Origin of the sequence: Martelella alba (assembly GCF_005217455.1) — a bacterium.
In the GTDB taxonomy this organism is placed as follows: domain Bacteria; phylum Pseudomonadota; class Gammaproteobacteria; order Enterobacterales; family Enterobacteriaceae; genus Acerihabitans.
Genome location: NZ_SZPQ01000001.1, coordinates 446,811 through 463,166, shown reverse-complemented (window position 1 = coordinate 463,166; position 16,356 = coordinate 446,811). Strand labels below are relative to the sequence as shown.

15 protein-coding genes and 1 pseudogene are annotated in these 16,356 nt (G+C 54.9%); 5 read left to right on the top strand and 11 right to left on the bottom strand.

Annotated features, from left to right (window positions below):
* Positions 1 to 388: 388 nt before the first annotated feature.
* From FCN80_RS02220 to FCN80_RS02195, 5 genes and pseudogenes are all read right to left on the bottom strand, one after another.
* Positions 389 to 724, bottom strand: coding sequence for a DUF202 domain-containing protein (locus FCN80_RS02220; RefSeq protein WP_136988246.1), 336 nt, complete (start codon positions 722 to 724; stop codon positions 389 to 391).
* The gene (locus FCN80_RS02215) at positions 725 to 1,192 is read right to left on the bottom strand and encodes a YidH family protein (RefSeq protein WP_306767825.1); all 468 of its coding nucleotides are present in this window, start codon (positions 1,190 to 1,192) and stop codon (positions 725 to 727) included. It lies immediately after the preceding gene.
* Between the two features lie 235 nt (positions 1,193 to 1,427).
* Positions 1,428 to 2,807, bottom strand: a pseudogene (locus FCN80_RS02205) (sugar porter family MFS transporter).
* Between the two features lie 84 nt (positions 2,808 to 2,891).
* Entirely contained in the window at positions 2,892 to 3,539 is a 648-nt protein-coding gene (locus tag FCN80_RS02200; RefSeq protein WP_136988243.1) for an SDR family NAD(P)-dependent oxidoreductase, read from the bottom strand.
* Between the two features lie 52 nt (positions 3,540 to 3,591).
* Complete coding sequence (locus FCN80_RS02195) at positions 3,592 to 4,725, bottom strand: mandelate racemase/muconate lactonizing enzyme family protein (protein ID WP_136988242.1); 1,134 nt, start codon at positions 4,723 to 4,725, stop codon at positions 3,592 to 3,594.
* 104 nt (positions 4,726 to 4,829) lie between these two features.
* Between FCN80_RS02195 and FCN80_RS02190 the strand changes: the two genes are divergently transcribed.
* Positions 4,830 to 5,555, top strand: coding sequence for a FadR/GntR family transcriptional regulator (locus FCN80_RS02190; protein ID WP_136988241.1), 726 nt, complete (start codon positions 4,830 to 4,832; stop codon positions 5,553 to 5,555).
* 25 nt (positions 5,556 to 5,580) lie between these two features.
* On the opposite strand, the gene FCN80_RS02185 is transcribed toward FCN80_RS02190, so the two are convergent.
* Positions 5,581 to 7,374 carry an alkaline phosphatase family protein gene (locus FCN80_RS02185; protein WP_136988240.1) on the bottom strand — a complete coding sequence of 598 codons (1,794 nt, stop codon included), beginning with the start codon at positions 7,372 to 7,374 and terminating at the stop codon, positions 5,581 to 5,583.
* 547 nt (positions 7,375 to 7,921) lie between these two features.
* Between FCN80_RS02185 and FCN80_RS02180 the strand changes: the two genes are divergently transcribed.
* Positions 7,922 to 8,311, top strand: a complete 390-nt coding sequence (locus tag FCN80_RS02180) for a hypothetical protein (protein WP_136988239.1) — start codon at positions 7,922 to 7,924, stop codon at positions 8,309 to 8,311.
* A 39-nt stretch (positions 8,312 to 8,350) separates the two neighbouring features.
* Here the strand turns inward: FCN80_RS02180 and FCN80_RS02175 are convergent, their stop codons facing one another.
* The 3 genes from FCN80_RS02175 to FCN80_RS02165 form a co-directional block, all read right to left on the bottom strand.
* The gene (locus FCN80_RS02175; protein WP_136988238.1) at positions 8,351 to 9,694 is read right to left on the bottom strand and encodes an aryl-sulfate sulfotransferase; all 1,344 of its coding nucleotides are present in this window, start codon (positions 9,692 to 9,694) and stop codon (positions 8,351 to 8,353) included.
* A gap of 232 nt (positions 9,695 to 9,926) precedes the next feature.
* Entirely contained in the window at positions 9,927 to 10,931 is a 1,005-nt protein-coding gene (gene iolG, locus FCN80_RS02170; protein WP_136988237.1) for an inositol 2-dehydrogenase, read from the bottom strand.
* A 321-nt stretch (positions 10,932 to 11,252) separates the two neighbouring features.
* Positions 11,253 to 11,468, bottom strand: a complete 216-nt coding sequence (locus FCN80_RS02165) for a 2-deoxy-5-keto-D-gluconate 6-phosphate aldolase domain-containing protein (protein ID WP_230492433.1) — start codon at positions 11,466 to 11,468, stop codon at positions 11,253 to 11,255.
* 9 nt (positions 11,469 to 11,477) lie between these two features.
* Here FCN80_RS02165 and FCN80_RS27185 point away from each other — a divergent pair, with 9 nt between their 5' ends.
* Together FCN80_RS27185 and FCN80_RS27180 are read left to right on the top strand one after the other, a co-directional pair.
* Positions 11,478 to 11,642, top strand: a complete 165-nt coding sequence (locus FCN80_RS27185; RefSeq protein ID WP_306767824.1) for an aldehyde dehydrogenase family protein — start codon at positions 11,478 to 11,480, stop codon at positions 11,640 to 11,642.
* A gap of 5 nt (positions 11,643 to 11,647) precedes the next feature.
* A complete protein-coding gene (locus FCN80_RS27180) occupies positions 11,648 to 12,436 on the top strand; it encodes an aldehyde dehydrogenase family protein (RefSeq protein WP_306767827.1) in 789 nt (262 codons plus the stop codon).
* A 61-nt stretch (positions 12,437 to 12,497) separates the two neighbouring features.
* Here the strand turns inward: FCN80_RS27180 and FCN80_RS02155 are convergent, their stop codons facing one another.
* Positions 12,498 to 13,643: an iron-containing alcohol dehydrogenase gene (locus FCN80_RS02155; RefSeq protein ID WP_136988236.1), complete on the bottom strand. Its 1,146-nt coding sequence runs from the start codon at positions 13,641 to 13,643 to the stop codon at positions 12,498 to 12,500.
* Positions 13,644 to 14,247: 604 nt separating this feature from the next.
* Between FCN80_RS02155 and iolB the strand changes: the two genes are divergently transcribed.
* Positions 14,248 to 15,072, top strand: a complete 825-nt coding sequence (gene iolB / locus FCN80_RS02150; RefSeq protein WP_136988235.1) for a 5-deoxy-glucuronate isomerase — start codon at positions 14,248 to 14,250, stop codon at positions 15,070 to 15,072.
* A gap of 61 nt (positions 15,073 to 15,133) precedes the next feature.
* Here iolB and FCN80_RS02145 read toward each other — a convergent pair whose 3' ends face one another.
* Positions 15,134 to 15,997, bottom strand: a complete 864-nt coding sequence (locus tag FCN80_RS02145; RefSeq protein ID WP_136988234.1) for a MurR/RpiR family transcriptional regulator — start codon at positions 15,995 to 15,997, stop codon at positions 15,134 to 15,136.
* Positions 15,998 to 16,356 lie beyond the last annotated feature (359 nt).

The window sequence follows — 16,356 nt, the reverse complement described above, 5'->3', positions numbered from 1 at the left end:
TGGACCGCCGCGAGACAACTCTCCCTATTGAGAGTATGTCATTTTTATTTGCCGCTTTATCCGCGGCGTTTATTTGCCGATTCAACAAGTGATTATTAATTCATCGTTATATAATATGCCGCCATCGAGCCCAGGATAACGCCCTTTTTATGCGACGGCGGGTGGACCTATCATATCCGCCATTTGATTTTTGTCATCCGGCAATAAACCATCGAGCTGAAATAACATATTTACTCTGAACAAGTTAAATGGCATCACGGCGGTCCAATGACATTGGAGTGATACGAAATAGTGTGACAATCAATTAAACTGATTTTTGTATTGGCCTAATGAAACGGACGCCCGGTCTTATCCCTCATCCAGGACTGTCTGATGAAAACGGGCTGGGTTAATCGACAGTGATGTGCCCGATCAATAACCCGCCGACCACCACAATGGTCCAGGATAATAAACTGAGATAACGTCGGGTATTTATCCGTAAACCACAATGATCAGACTGCTGGGAGCGCAGTCGGCCTATTGTTATGAACGTCGCGAGCAGCAGCAGCGATGCCCCTGCGCAGATAAGCCAGGCGCTGCCGTCCACCAGACCGATGCGGATAAAAAAGACGCCGTCCAGGGCGAGGATGAACAAGGTCCGCGCCCAGGATAGCCGGGTACGTTCGGGTTGCAGGCCGGGATCGCGGGCAACGACATGCGGCGATGGCGTTTCATCGGCCGCCATTTATTCAGCCACGATAAAAATCACCAACGCCAGCGCGATAAGCACCACCATCAGTGAAATAGTCTGCAACAAGCGGGTGTAAGGCAAGGCTTCATCTTTACGCATGGCCTTTTCGTTTTCTTCCCAGCGCCGCAACGCCACCAGCGCTAATACCGCTCCGCATATCGCAAGTAAAATGGCAAGCAAACTGCGAATCAGCGGCGTGGCGAATGCCGTCGCCCACTGATCAATGGCCAGCGAGCCGGCCAGAAAAGCCAGTGCCGTTCGAACCCACGCCAGAAACGTGCGTTCATTGGCCAGGGAAAATCGGTAATCGGGATTTTTCCCTTCGCGCTGCCATGCCTTGTCTTTAAAAAACATCATACCGCCATGCCGTCTTTCAATACCCGTACCCGCCGCTATCCACAACGCGTCGAGGCGGCAGGCGCGGGCATTATCACGCGCATAACCGGCGCCTGGCCCCGCCATTGACGCGCGGCCGACAAGACGACGCTTCGGTAAACGGGGGATTATCGGGTGAATCCGTTGATTGTAGGATCATGCTATCAAATAAACACGAGCAACCAAACAACCTCTTTTGAGCCCGGGTTGGGCGGAGACGACGCAATTGCCAAATCATCAACGGCAACAGCGTTGGCCAATGCGCTGCGCCCGGGCCGGCATAGCGCTCAGACACCCGCCGCCGTCCGCGGTGATTCGCGTTTCAATGCGATGTCGTTCTGGCCGTCGTTTTTGCGTCATGGGGGGCCTTTTGTAGGTTGTCATTGTTGTCGGTTTCGATTTGCTCAAGGGTTTTACGGGCGGTTTCCGGTAGCCACCAGCAGACCAACGCTATCGCCGCCAAGCCGAATAGGGCGAAGGTGCCAAAGGCCATGGTCGGCCCGGAGGCCAGCAGAACCGGAAAAGACAGCGAGACGATAAAATTGGCGACATACGAAACGAATACGCAGGCGCCCATGGCCAGTCCGCGAATTTTCAGCGGCAATATTTCCGGCAAGACAATCCATAGCACCGGCCCCCAGCTCAAGGAAAACGCCACTTTAAATATCGCCAGTCAGGCGATGCCGATACCGGATCCAAGGGAATTCCCGAGCATGTGATAATGAAATACGCTCCCTAGCGTCATCATGCTGCATGCCATGACAAACGCGCCGATGCCCAACAGTATCCGTCGGCCGGTGCGATCAACGATAATACCCAAAATGAAGGTGACGATTATCGAAAGAAATTGCAGCCCTACGCCAGTCAGGATGGCCATCGACGGCGTGAATCCGGCGGCCTGCAAAATAGTCGGCGTATAATAAACGATAGTATTAATGCCCAGGGCCTGTTGCAAAACCGACATGCTAAGCACCAGCAATAACACGTTTATGACCCATTTTTCCCTTACTATCGCCGAGAAGTGATATTTGCCAGCGGGGGACAATGTTTGCAAATCCCGATATTCCCGTTGCGCCTCTTCCGGCTCAAGCATGTTGCCCAATACGGTCCGCGCGTCGGCCAACCTGCCCCGTTTGACCAGCCAGCGCGGCGAGTCCGGCAAAAAAAAGATTCCCATGGTCAATAATACGGCTGGCGCGGCGGCCACCATGAACATCATCCGCCAGTTACCGTTGCCGGAGAGGAAATATCCAAACACATACGCCAGAAATATACCGCTGGCCACCATCAGTTGATAAAGCGACGTCAGCCTGCCTCGCAACGCGGCCGGCGACAATTCCGCCAGATAAACCGGTACCTGTACTGTCCCCACGCCCACGGCGATCCCCAGCACGAAACGAAACAGTATCAATACCGTTGAATTCGGTGACAACGCACAACCGAGACTGCCGATAAAAAATAGCATACCGGCCAAGGCTATTAATTTTCGCGCGCCGAACCGGTCGCTCAACATACCGGCAATAGGTGCAGCCAATAATGACCCGAATAATAGCGCGCTGACAATTAAACCTTGCATGACCGGTGTGGGCGCCATCTCTTTCTTCAAAAATAATAACGCGCCGGCCACCACGCCGGTATCGTATCCGTAGACCAGCCCCTCCAATGCCGCAAAAAGAAAAATCAATATTCGGCGAAACGGCATTTTAGAATGTTTCGCGTTTCTATTCCCCGACTCAGGAATGTCCGGCATATTTTGCAAGGTACTTTTCATGTGTGCCTCCACAATTCAGGGGCGGCTATCTTTGGCAATAGCCGCCTTGGCCTCCGGCGTGAGCCAAAGCGCTTCTTGGCGCGGTGTGGATATGGCGCCTGGCACGATGCAATTGACACGGATGCCGAATACGCCCAGTTCCCGGGCCAGTGTTCGATTTAAACCGATAATGGCCGCCTTAGCGGTGGTGTACCCCACCAGACCGGGACGGCCTTTCATAAACGTGGTTGAACTGGTCAGCAGAATGACCCCGGTGCGGCGCTCGCGCATGAGCGACGCGGCTGTCTGGGAGGCGAAAAACTGATGATCCAGATTGACGGCGAGGCGATTGCGCCAGTAATCCGGCTCAACTGTAAACATAGCGTGGCGCTGGTCATTACCGGCGTTGTTAATCAGCACATCAATGCCTTGCTCCTGTTCCGCTACGCCGTGAATAACCTGGCGCAAGGCCGTGATATCGCAGATATCGCATTGATGAAAGGTCGTTGCGGTCGCGGCGGCCAACGCCGCGCCGCTTTCGCCGTCAATATCCAGAAAATGCACCCGGCTTTTTTGGCCAGCAAACGCACTCACCAGCTCCGCGCCAATGCCAGTTGCCCCGCCGGTGATGATTACGGCTTTACCCGCGAGACTACCGTAACGAGCATACACATGTTCAGACATTTTCCACCTCGATGTATTTCCGACCCATCACGTTCAGCAATGCTGCGCGGCACTAGCCGGCCTTAAACCGAATCAGTGCGCTGCGATCGATGTCGATACCCAATCCCGGTCCCTGGGGAATAGTCACCCAGCCATCGCAATGCGTTATCGGTTCTTTGAGAATGGCCTGGCGAAGGGGATGTTCGGTCCGATCGAACTCCAGGCTTGGTTGCGCGGGCGAAAGTGAAACCGGCGTATGGCAAGGCAATAGCGCGATAAATTGCAAGGAAGCGGCGATACCGATGCCGGTCCCCCAAACATGCGGGTTGGTCCGCACGCCGAAGGCCATTGCCATATCGGCTATTTTCTTGCATTCCGATAACCCGCCGGCGGCACAGATATCCGGCTGGATGATATCCATCGCATGGGTCGTCAGGACATCACGGAATCCCAAACGGGTAAATTCACATTCGCCTCCGGCCACGGGAATGGACAACGCTTCGCGAACGGCGCGATAGCCAGCCAGATCCTCCGGTGGAACAGGTTCCTCGAACCAGGCGATATCCAAATCTTCGATGGCGCGCCCCAGTTTGATGGCCGCCACGGCGTCATAGGCGTGATTGGCGTCGATCATCAGTTCTATGTCGGGTCCAATCGTCTGTCGAACGGCTCGGGCGATGGCGGCATCCTCGGCCACGCCGAAGCCGACTTTCAATTTCACGGCCCGAAAACCTTCCCGGACGTATCCGGCGGCCTCCTGAGGCAGATATGTCAACGGATCGCCCTCGGCGCGACGGTAAAGACCGGTGGCGTAGGCGCGGACCCCAGTCCGAACGGCGCCGCCCAGCAGTTGGTAAGCCGGCGCGTTGTAATATTTGCCGCGCAGATCCCATAAGGCGATATCGATACCGCTTAACCCCTCAATGACCAGGCCTTTTTGTCCGTGATCACGCAACCGCCCGTACACTTCCTGCCAGATATGTTCGGTGCGCAAGGGATCGACGCCGATAAGCCAGGGGGCGATACCGCTTACCACGGCCTCCGTCATGCGCGCCGGCCCGTAGCATTCGCCCCATCCGGTAAGACCCTCGTCGGTCTCGATTTCCACCAGCATGGCGGTACGGGTGTCGTACCATGCCCGCGAATAGGCGAAGGGACCTTGCAACGCGGCGGCCAGCACATGCGTTTTGACATGGGTGATGTTCACATCACTCTCCTTTAGCTGTCTGAGTTAAGGTGATTTGCTGTTATAGTTGGCTCATCTAAGGTGCTTAAAAAAATGATTAATATTATTTTTACGGGGTCCAACTAATGACTTTTGTGCTTGACGTCAAACGGACCATGTCCGATCAAGTGGCCGAAGATCTCGGCAGACGCATTGTCCAAAACGAATTCAAACCCGGCGATTTGCTGCCTAATGAAACTCTGCTCCTGGAATACTATGGCGTGAGTAGGACGGTGTTACGCGAAGCGCTGCAAGTCCTGACCGCCAAGGGGCTGTTGGATTCACGCCAGCGTAAAGGCACTTTTGTGCGGCCGCGGGAACTCTGGAGCCAGCTCGATCCGCTGCTGTTGGACTGGCATACCCGCCTGAACGCGGACGACCCCGCCCTGCTGCAATTAATGGAGGTCCGGCGAATAGTCGAACCACCCGCCGCGGCCCTGGCCACCGAGCGCGCCAGTGAGCAAGATAAGCAGAGGATCATCGCCGCCTACGAGCGAATGGCGTCCGCCGACGGTCAGGTGGACACATTTATTCTGGCCGATCTCGAATTCCATACCGCCATTCTCGAGGCCGGAAAAAACCGGTTCCTCTTGCCGATAATCCATGCCATCCGCACCACGTTATTGGCGTCCCTGCGCCAGACCAACCCCGATGCCAGAGAGAATCGCGACGTATCCCTGCCTTTGCACGCCAATATTCTCCACGCCCTGTTAGAGGGCGATGCGGCGGCGGCATCCGCTGCGATGCAGGCCCATCTTGACGATACCCAACGCCGCTATTACCGCGCCGCCAAACAGCGCGCCGACCCATAGCCGACGCGGTAAATCGCGTCCTGAGCTATGGTGTGTCCGCCAGAAAATCCTCCATGGCCACACCGTCCAACGTTTGACTATCCAGGTTGAGTAAACGGGCGATAGTGGCCGCCGGATCAACCATGCGATATGGCCCCCTGGACCGACGATCGCGGTAATAACCGGACCTGATGCCGGCGCCGCTGGCCACTATGACGCCATAATTGGACGCCATGTCTGTTTCAGCGGTGGGTTTTTGCGGGCCGTGATTGGCGCCGGGAGAAGTTACCGGGCAGATATCGGCGCCGTCGGCGCTGACTCCCCAGACGAATCCCGTGTTATAGGCGAACACAATATCTCCCGCATGCTCTCCCCAATAACCGATACCCACCGCGTCTTCTTTGCGCAGCGCCAGGGCCACGGCATTGCGGATACGGCCTTGATGGCGAACATGCCAGCCGCCGAGGGCGTGCAGCACCTCTTCGCGCACTGATTCATAGTCGGCTTGGCACACGATGCCACCGGTTTCCCGGCCCCTCAGGTTGACGTAGATTTCCAGTCCGCCGCGTTCATCCTTCAAATACACCTTGCTGCTTTCGAGTACGGCCCGGCCCTGCCGGTCGAGCGCCACCAGGCCGAATTTGGCCAGATAGCAATGGATGTCGCACAGATACGCATTGGGTACCGCGCCATGATCCGAAACCAGCAGTAAAGTCGACTCGCCGTCCATCCGGTCAAGGATATAACCAAGCGTTTTATCCAGTACTTGATAGCTTCGGCGGATATTGTCCTCGAAGCATTGCGCTGTTTCGGGCTGATAAAACGGCGATTGCGGGTCGCACTGACCAAGGCAGTTGTGATGCGACTCGTCCACCAGGCGGTGAACCGTCGCCCACAGGGAAAAATGCCGCTCTCCGGTGAGATATAACGCCGAATCCGCCAGCCACAAGGACTGCGCCTCCGCCTCGGCGAAAGCCGCATCGCGATAGGTTTCCTCCGGCGACGCTTTCACCGTCCATTTGCTGATAAATGGCCCGAACCGGCTGACAAGCTCGTGCGCCAATACCTGATCGGCGGACAACTGGCCGGGATCGGTCATCTGACATTGCAGGATATCCATCTGCCCATCGTGGGGCTGATGGCGACCGAGATAAAACCTTACACTGCCACGCCCCTCCTCGGTCGTTACCGGCAACCCATGGCTCCACTGAGCCATGGGCAAATCCACCGCATGTTCGCCGAATGTCGCCGTGGGTGTCTCGCCGGCGCAATCGATAGCGATATTCACGCACCGTTCGCCGCCGCGCATCGTCAGTTGCCATCCGGCGCCGGCTCGTCTGAGCGGCTGCCAGGCGCCCTTGTCGTGATAAGCGAGGGAGCCCGACGGCGGCCAACCCAGTGTTTGCGTTTTTGTAGTACCGACCGCGGCTTTGGTCTCGCTGGCCGTAGAGAACCCCATGGGCTTAGCGATTTCCGCCGGCCAGGGGGTGGCGCGTCCCCAGTAGGGGGCAAAGGGAAAATGCGGCGCCGGCGCGGCAACCGTCTCGGGAAAATGTACCAGGGCGGCGTGAAGTCGCTTGTCCTCCATCAAAGACAGCAAGTTGACCGTTTGCCGGTTATCCGCCGGCATTCCCTGGCCTATCCAGGCGGTGCCCGGACACTGTCCGGTGAGCAGGGATACCCAATTGAGATCGCCCCAGGCCGAAATAAAGGGCAGAAGCTCCGCCGCTGATCCCTGCGCGAACATCCGGGCGATATTCGGCAAGATCCCTTCCGCCATATACTTTTTCAACAGCGGCATCGTTAGTCCGTCGACGCCAAAAATGATGATCTTAGGCATGCAGCCCCCTACGGATAACCGATGTGCCCCGCCTGTTCCTCGCCGGCCTACGTCGTAGGCCGACAGGTCGGCTCAATTGATAAACCTATAACCGGTGATGGGCGTCGTCAATAACCCAAAGTGAATAAATCATACTTTTATAAACACTCTGTGATACCGGTCGCGATTCCCGGTGTCTGCCGTGCGAAGACCCAAAAACAGTCAATAACCTGGGATATGGTGCGTTTTAGACACATGAACACGCTGATTTTAGGGTGTGTGCGCCCAATTGCCGACAGCGCGCTGAGGTTTACGCCGAAAATGAATTCGTCATTAAATAGTATTTATTCTATAATGTGAATAAATAATCTCATGCCATTTTACGCTTCGTCAGCCCCGTTTACCCACACCGATGCGGCCATGGCTCCTTGAGACAAGGGATGTATCGCTGTAACGCGAAAGCGCCGGTAGGGTAAACAAACCTTGACGTGACCTGATCACATGACGCGGATTTACAGTACAATAGCGACATGAATTTATGCCGCCTTTCGGTCGGCGAGGAATGGTGATGAAAAATACCCTCACCTATGAGTTCCACCATTGCGGCATTCCGTTGCAAGATGGTCATTACGAAGGTGTGTTCAGCGAGAACGCCGGGATGTTCACCAGCGACAATCCGGGAAAATTCCGCGTGCAATGGCATCGCTTCACTGCCGATTCCCCATTACACCCATTGCTCAAAACCGTGCCGCATATCGCCTTCAAGGTCAGCAACCTGGCGCGGGCTATTGAAGGTGAAGAGGTCATACTCGGTCCATACGAGCCCATCGACGATTATTTCGTGGCCGTCATCAATGACGCCGGCGTCCCCATCGAACTTATCCAGACCACCCTTGATGACGATGAACTCTGGGCGCGGGCGCGCCGCGGACAAGGTTCGCTCTACCGTAGCGCATAATACCCGGCCGTTTTAAGGCGCCGGGCGCCGGACCGGCGCTCATTTTCCGCTCAGCGCCGGGCAACCGGGCAGCACCGGATAACGCCGACAATCCGCCGTGACGGGGGTTTCGGCATGGGGCGTTCCCGGCGGCGCCCAGTTATAATCCACCAGATAAGCGCGATACACCGTGTTGGAAACATACTTGTCATTCGGCATGGCCTTACCGTAGTAGGGACTGACATACTCCCATACCGTATCCCCGAGCGGCGTCACCTGGAAAATTCGCCCGCTTTGCCCTTCAGTGATAAGGGTATTGCCGTTGGACAGGCGCTGCGCGTTGCTGATATAGGCGCTATAAAACGTGGAAATCGCCTGGCCGGTCCGCTCGGCGGTGTATTCCCAAACGATCTGTTTGCTGACCGGATTGACCTCGATCACGCGCGAGGCGGAAAAAAAGCCCTGGCGAGTGGGCGGAAAACCGGCGTTGCCTTGGTTGTCGAATATCAGAATATCCCCGGCCCCGGGTAAACCCTGGGCAATCATATGCACATCGTGGGCGCCGCTGGTTTGGTCAAGCGGACGCGGCAGCGGCGTGTTCATTTGCAATGGCGGATAATCCGGCCCGATGCGCCAGACGGCTTTGCCGGTCCGTTTATTGACGATGATCGCCACGTTGCCATTGCGCGAGTTAATCAGAATATTACCTGGCGCGAACCGATCATCCCCCGCGTCATACCAGTGATTGGGCCCCAGCGGCGCGGCGGTGTTCAGATGGAGAAAATCCGGATCCCGGCTGTCTTTGATCATCTTCAGCTGCGCGTCGCTAAACCCGAACTGATCCAGATTTTCGGCGGCCGACCAGTGCCACACCACGTCGCCTTGCGGCGTCACCTCGTCCACGCTGTTGTCGATAATCGAGTAGCCCCATCCGGGCAATTGCCGCAATTGCGCATCCATCACCAGGGTGTTGCCGTTAGCGAGCCGCTGAATTTCATGATGCTGATGCAGCGGCTGCCGCTGACTGCCGTAGCGCCAAGTCACATTGCCCTGCCAATCCAGCTCGCCGACGCTGGCATTGACCATTCCATTTCCGGGACTGGCCACCGGATCAAGGCGGTTTACCCGCGCCAGTTGCGCCAGTAAATGACCATGCCGTCCATTGGCCCGCTGCACGCTTATTGGCCAGGCGGGGAAACTCTCGTTATCCCAGCGGCGGATTTCCTGACCAGTCATATCAATGAGATGCGTCCGGTTGTCGCTGCCTGGAAACAGGATATAGCCGTTGTAAGCTTTGGCGGGATCGTAAAAGGTGGTGCCGGTGGGAATTGCCGTGGGAATTGCGGAGACGCCGGAACTGATAATCAACAACAGCGCCCCGGAAAGCCAGACCGGTAATCGCATAAAACAGTCCTTTAATGATGAATAAGGGTTCTGTTTAGTTTAGACGACCGCGCGGTGAATTGCAGGGCGCGCGCCGACGGATCGTTGCTTTAACGCAACCTGTGCGCCGACACGACATCAAATAACGGACAGGACCGCCATAAACACTATCCCGGATGCGCCCGGCAACGGGCCGGACGCCGAGGCTCCGACGCGTGCGGCTCGTCATCTCGAGCGCAACCGGGATTTCACTTCAAATACCCTCCAGCGCGACGTTTACGACGCGCTGGGTTTCCAATGACGCCATTGCCGCTTCCGCTAACATCAACGCCTTCAGGCCGTCTTTTGCCGACGCGGGCATGGGCGTATCGTTTTTAAGCGCGGTTACGAATGCGTTCCATTCTTCCTTAAAGGCCTCTTGATAACGCTCCAAAAAGAAGTAAAGCGGATTTTGCGCCTGTTCACCGCCCTGTTCGCTCATTTTGACCAGTGTCGTAGTCGGCACATTCTCCACACGCAACGCCCCCTTTTGTCCATGGGCTTCAATCCGTTGATCATAACCGTAACCTGAGCGCCGGCTGTTATTGATCACCGCTATCTTGCCCGTGGCGGTACGCAGGATCACGACGGCAATATCGATGTCGCCCGCCGCCTTCGCCGCCGGGCTGATGATTGCTGAGGCGATTGCCGAGACCGAGACCGGTTCTTCGCCAAGTTGGAATCTGGCCATATCGAAATCATGAATGGTCATATCCCGAAACATTCCGCCGGACACGCGCAGATAATCCTCCGACGCCGGAGCCGGGTCTCGCGAGCAGATTTGCAGATGCTCCAACTCACCGATTTCACCCGCGCGCAAAGCGCGATGCAATGCGGCGTGATTGGGATCGAAACGACGATTGAAGCCGACCATGCAGGGTACGCCCAAACGCTGGATCTCCGCCACACAGGCTTTTACGCGCGCAGTATCCAGATCGATGGGTTTTTCGCAAAAAATGGCTTTGCCGGCCCTGGCGGCCGACGAGGTTAATTCGGCGTGAGTATCAGTGGATGTCGCAATTACCACGGCATCCACTTCAGGGTGTGTTATCGCCTCATCGACCGACAAGACCCGGGCCTGATATTCGCCGGCCAGAGCGCGGGCGGCGGTATCGCTAATATCTGAAACACTGAACAGGGTTGAATCGGGATGATTATGGATATTTTTCGCATGTATCTTAGCGATCCGTCCTGCGCCCAATAATGCAATCTTCAACATAATGATCCTCACAAAAGAGAGTAATCGGATAGCAATAGCTTTATTGCAAATTAAATTCCGTTATTTTTATATACGAAAAAAATATTTCATTTTGCGATTAGGATCAAAATATCAGGCTCCGCTTGTAAAGAGAACGCACCTCGGAGCCAGCCTTTCTGATTGCTATGGATTCCCTACTTAGCACTACGGACTGAAGGCGGTTTAAATTGACTACTCAAGCGGTAGCCCGCTTGCCGCTGTAATACGCTGCGAATACTGTAGCGTCAGACTTTATCGCTTATGCTGCCGCAGGCCGATATAGCCGCCAATGATGACTTAGTGTTAAGTAATTTGTTTCACTTTTTCGACCAACTGCTCATCATCCAGCACGCCCTGGAACCATTGGGCCGCCGGTTCGCCAAAAATGGTTCTTCCCACGGCAAACCCCTTTACCAAGGGCACATCGGCCGCCGCGGCAAATCCAGCTTTCAAGCATTCTTCCGGGGCATCCAACCCTAGAATCATCACGCCGCGATAGTCTTCATCACCTTCGTCCAATCGGCGGGGATGGCTTTTTCAAATACCGAGCAACCGCGCGCACAGATCATGTTCAAGGTGCGCAATCTACTGATCGAACACGAAGAGCGGCTTACGGCCCTAGTGGCGCAGGAAAACGGCAAAGCCTGGGGCGACGCGCAAGGCGACGTGTTAAAAGTTAAGGAGGGCACGTAGCTGGCCTGTTCCATCCCGACCCTGCTGGCCGGCGAGAGTTTGATGGATGCCCCATCAGGTATCGACACCCACTTATACCGCGAACCCATAGGGGTTTTTGCCGGTATCGTCCCTTCAATTTCCCGGCCATGATCCCCATGGGCTGGATGGCGCCGATGTGTATCGCTTCCGGCAATACCATGATGATTAAAGCCGCCAGCATGACGCCTATGACCTGCATGGAAATAGCCAAACTTTATCAGCAGGCCGGCGTGCCGGATGGGGTCATCAATATTGTGACCTGCTCGCGCAACGAGGCCGACATGTTGCTGACCCATCCCGATATCAACGGCGTCTCGTTCGTTGGTTCTACCTCGGTGGGTCTGCATGTCTATTCCAAAGCGGCGGCGCACGGCAAGCGCGTCCAGGCGCTGTGCGAAGCCAAGAATCATGCATTGGTATTGGCGGACGCGCCAATTGCCATTAAGCGGGTGAAAAACTTTGAGGAAGGTCTTCAGTTGATGAACCGGAACCCTCTAGCCAACGGTTCGGTGATTTTTACCCAGAACGGTCATTATGCCCGGGAGTTCCAAAAACGCACCCATGGCGGCATGGTGGGAATTAATGTGGGTATTCCGGTACCCGTCGGCGTTTTCCCCTTTTCGGGCCATAAGCATTCCTTTTTTGGCGATCTTCATTGTCTGGGTAAAGACGGTATGCGCTTTTACACTGAAACCAAATGCGTTACCAGCCGCTGGTTTGATGAGGAAGAACGTAAACGCGAAAAGGTCGATTCCTGGGACGGCACCCTCTAACATTCATTCGCGCGGGGTTAACCAGGGCGGCCAATTGGCCGCCCTGTGTTGCAATGAGGACTTACTCTCCGTAATAACTTTGCTGATAAAGAATTCTGATATCCGCCGCGACGGGGTTTCCTGGATTCGTCAGCGTACAGGGATCGGCCAGGGCGTTTTCACTCATCCGTTCCAACACATGGTTGAATTTTTCCTCCTCGATGGCGGCATCCCGGCAATCATGCAACGTCGGCGGGATACCCAATCGCTTATTGAGTTCCTTAACGGCATCAACAATGTTTTTCATTCCCAGACTTTTTTCCAACTGACAATATTTGGCGGTAAAAAGACGGTTGTACTGAATGATGTAGGGCAGCATGATGGCATTGGCCAGCCCATGCGTGATGCCGAACTCACCGCCGATTTTGTGCGCCATGGAGTGCACCAGGCCCAAGGACGCATTGGTGAAGGCGATGCCGGCCAGCGCAGACGCGTTGTGCATGTTAAGGCGGGCGGCCATATTATCCGGCTGTAGATAAGCCACCTCCAGATTCTCAAATACCAGCCGTATCGCCTCAAGGGCGTAAGGGTCGGTAAATGAGGTGGCCGCAGTGGAAACATAGGCCTCAAGGGCATGGGTCAGCACATCCATGCCGGTATGCACAGTAATATTCGCCGGCATTTTAGCCGGGATCAGCGGGTCCAAAATAGCGATATCCGGGACCATATCCGCGGCGACGATAGGATACTTGATATGATTGCGCGTATCGGTGATAACCGAAAAAGCGGTAATTTCGGATGCGCTGCCGCTTGTCGAAGGTATGGCCACAAAGCGGGCTTTGCCGCGCAGGGGAGGCATCGCGCCTACCGGAATGATGTCTTCGAAACGCAAATGCGGATGCTCGTAAAAACACCACATTACCTTGGCCGCATCCAACGCCGAACCGCCGCCGATGGCCACTATCCAATCAGGCTCAAAGGCAAGCATGGCTTTGGCGCCTTTTTGCACGGTGTCGACCGACGGATTCGGCTCGACATTATCGATAATCATTGAGGCAAAACCCGCCTGTTGCAACAACGACTCAGCGCGTTGCAAGAAACCCAGACGTCTCATGGAATTACCGCCGGTCACCAATACGGCGCGTTTTCCCTTTAATTGCGAAAGGTGATCCAACGCGTTTTCCCCATAGATAATGTTTCGGGGGAGGGAAAATGTCGAGATTGTCATAATAAGTCCCTATAGAGTTGAGTAATAAGAAATTTTGTCCATACCCGACAGTGTGGCGCCCTAACGCGAAGGACCCAGCATCGGCTTAAGCGGCGTACTGCCGGAAGAAAACCTGTTGTCTATATTAGAAAATTTATTTCATTATTCATAAATAATGAAATATTAATTTTTAGATCTGCGGCGGGTATTCTCTCTCATCTCTGTCGCCGCCGGAGTTAATCCGCTCCCTGAAACGGACATGAAGATCGAGGGTGAACACGAGTGAGCCTGGGGCAGAATCGATTCAACATGACATAAAACCCAAGTTGGTTTGTTGAGCCAGCGCAAAAAACAACCAGGATAAGCGTCCTGATTTTGTGAATTCCCGTTTTGACCGGACAAGGCCCTCACGGGGATTTAAGGCCCCATCAACATGAATAGAGTTGAAAGTGTGCGCCAAATCACATTAAATTTAAATTTCAAACAATATTATTTGGAATATTTATTTCTAGACGTAAGATATCAACTCTACCCCGAAGGTTGTCGCAATAGATTATTCATTCCAGCCGGATGCTGGGCCGAACGCGCTATCGGGGGAAGGAATCGATACGAACAGGAGGACGTTGTGAGCACATTATTATCGAAATGCCAGGCGGGGGATAACCACGGACGAATTCAGCATATCACCCCGGAAAACGCCGGCTGGCGCTATGTCGGCTTTGATGCCTATCAACTTGGGAAAGGGCGGACGCTGGATCTTGCCAGCGAGGAGCAAGAGCTTTGTCTGGTACTGGTGGCCGGTTTCGCCAGCATAACCACGCGTTTCGCCGCATTCGACGCCATTGGCGGGCGCATGAGCCCCTTTGAGCGCATTCCGCCGTATTCGGTTTATGTGCCTCATCACGATCAGGCGCGCATCGTTGCGCTGAGCGATGTGGAACTCGCGGTGTGCCGGGCGCCCGGTAAGGGAAATTTACCGGCAAGATTGATTGCGCCGGATAACGTGGGCGTCGAGCACCGGGGTAAAGGACGCAATCGGCGGTTGGTTCATAATATTTTGCCGGAAAGCGCGCCGGCAGACAGCCTTTTGGTGGTGGAAGTGTTTACCGCCGAAGGGGACACCAGCTCTTATCCCAGTCATAAACATGATACGGAAAATTCGGATAACGAAACCTATTTGGAAGAAACCTATTATCACCGGCTGGATCCGTCTCAGGGATTCTGCTTCCAGCGGGTTTACACCGACGATCGCAGTTTGGACGCCTGTATGCCGGTTTATGATCGCGATGTCGTCAAAGTGCCGCGCGGCTATCATCCGGTGGCCACCCTGGCCGGCTATGACGATTACTACTTAAACGTCATGGCGGGTCCCGTCAGAAAGTGGCAGTTCACCTGGGAAAAAGACCACGCCTGGATCAATTCGGCGGATTACCCCAGAAAACCGGAGTAATGGCAACGCCTCGCCGACAGCACTCGGGGAGCGTTGTCGGCGAGGCGGGAATCTATCGATATCAGTCAGCGTTGTCCACATCGACGGGTACGTCGCCGGCGCTTTGCATTGCCAAAGAAAGCATCAACGTTTGCGACAGGCACATGGAGGAAACCTGAGAGCGGAACCCATCTACCTGCGCTTCGCGCATCACGAAGCACACGTCGCTGAAAGCCGCCAGCGGACTGACCAGACTATCAGTGATGGCGATTTGCCTGGCGCCGCTTTTCGCCCCCATAGACACCAGCTCGACAACCTCCTGGGCATACGGCGAATAACTGATGGCGATCACCACATCCTCCGGCTGCACCATGCTCAGTTGCTCGGAGAACATGCCGCCGAGCCCGTCGATAAGGAAAGCCCGGCGTTCGAGGTGCCGCAAGGCATAGGTCAAATATGCGGCCACGCTGAATGACCGACGAAGCCCGATAACGTAAATCGTATTGGCGCCCGCCAGGAGTTGCGCGGCGCGGGCGAGATCCGTTTCCTTGATTTGACTCGGTAATTGTTGCAGCGCCAGGCTATTAACCATACTGAACATACTCAATATCTCAAGGGGCGTTTCCGGCGCCTTGACTTCCCGGCCGGCGGTCTGACGGAACAGCCGGGCCCGTTCGGTATAGCTGACTGTATCCTCCATCATATGTTGGCGAAAGACCTGTTTCATCTCATTAAAACCATCGAAACCGAAAGCGTTGGCGAAACGGATCAGCGTCGAAGGCGGAACATTGGCCTTATCGGCAATGGAAGCGATGGTATCGAACGGAATACTGTGGCTATTGTCCAGCATATAGCGCGCCACCTGTTTTAATCGCTTGCTGAGCGTATCATAGCGGTCGCGTATCTCATCCTGTAGTGACGAAAGCTGTGTAGAAGAAGTTGTCATGAAAAACCACGCATCGTAAATTCAACCAGATGGGCTAGCCTTGATTATTACGTTTGAAAATTCCAAATCAACTTATTATTGAAAATATCTCGTCATTTTCTTATGGCCGTCAAACCCCGCCGCGCCATAAAGCCCCTGGGGGGCCGTTTGGCGACAACAAGCGTGATGACGCCGTGTGGGATGCCTCATTAAACGCACCGGACCGATGAGGCATCGCCGATAGCCATCGGGCTCTACAGTGTCGCTATTTCAGCTTATTATTCAATAATGATCATCACTCCGACAAACGTTTCCCGCCACAATGAAAAAAATATTTCTATATTTTGAAATTCAGCTCATAAATGAAATTTAAATTCCAT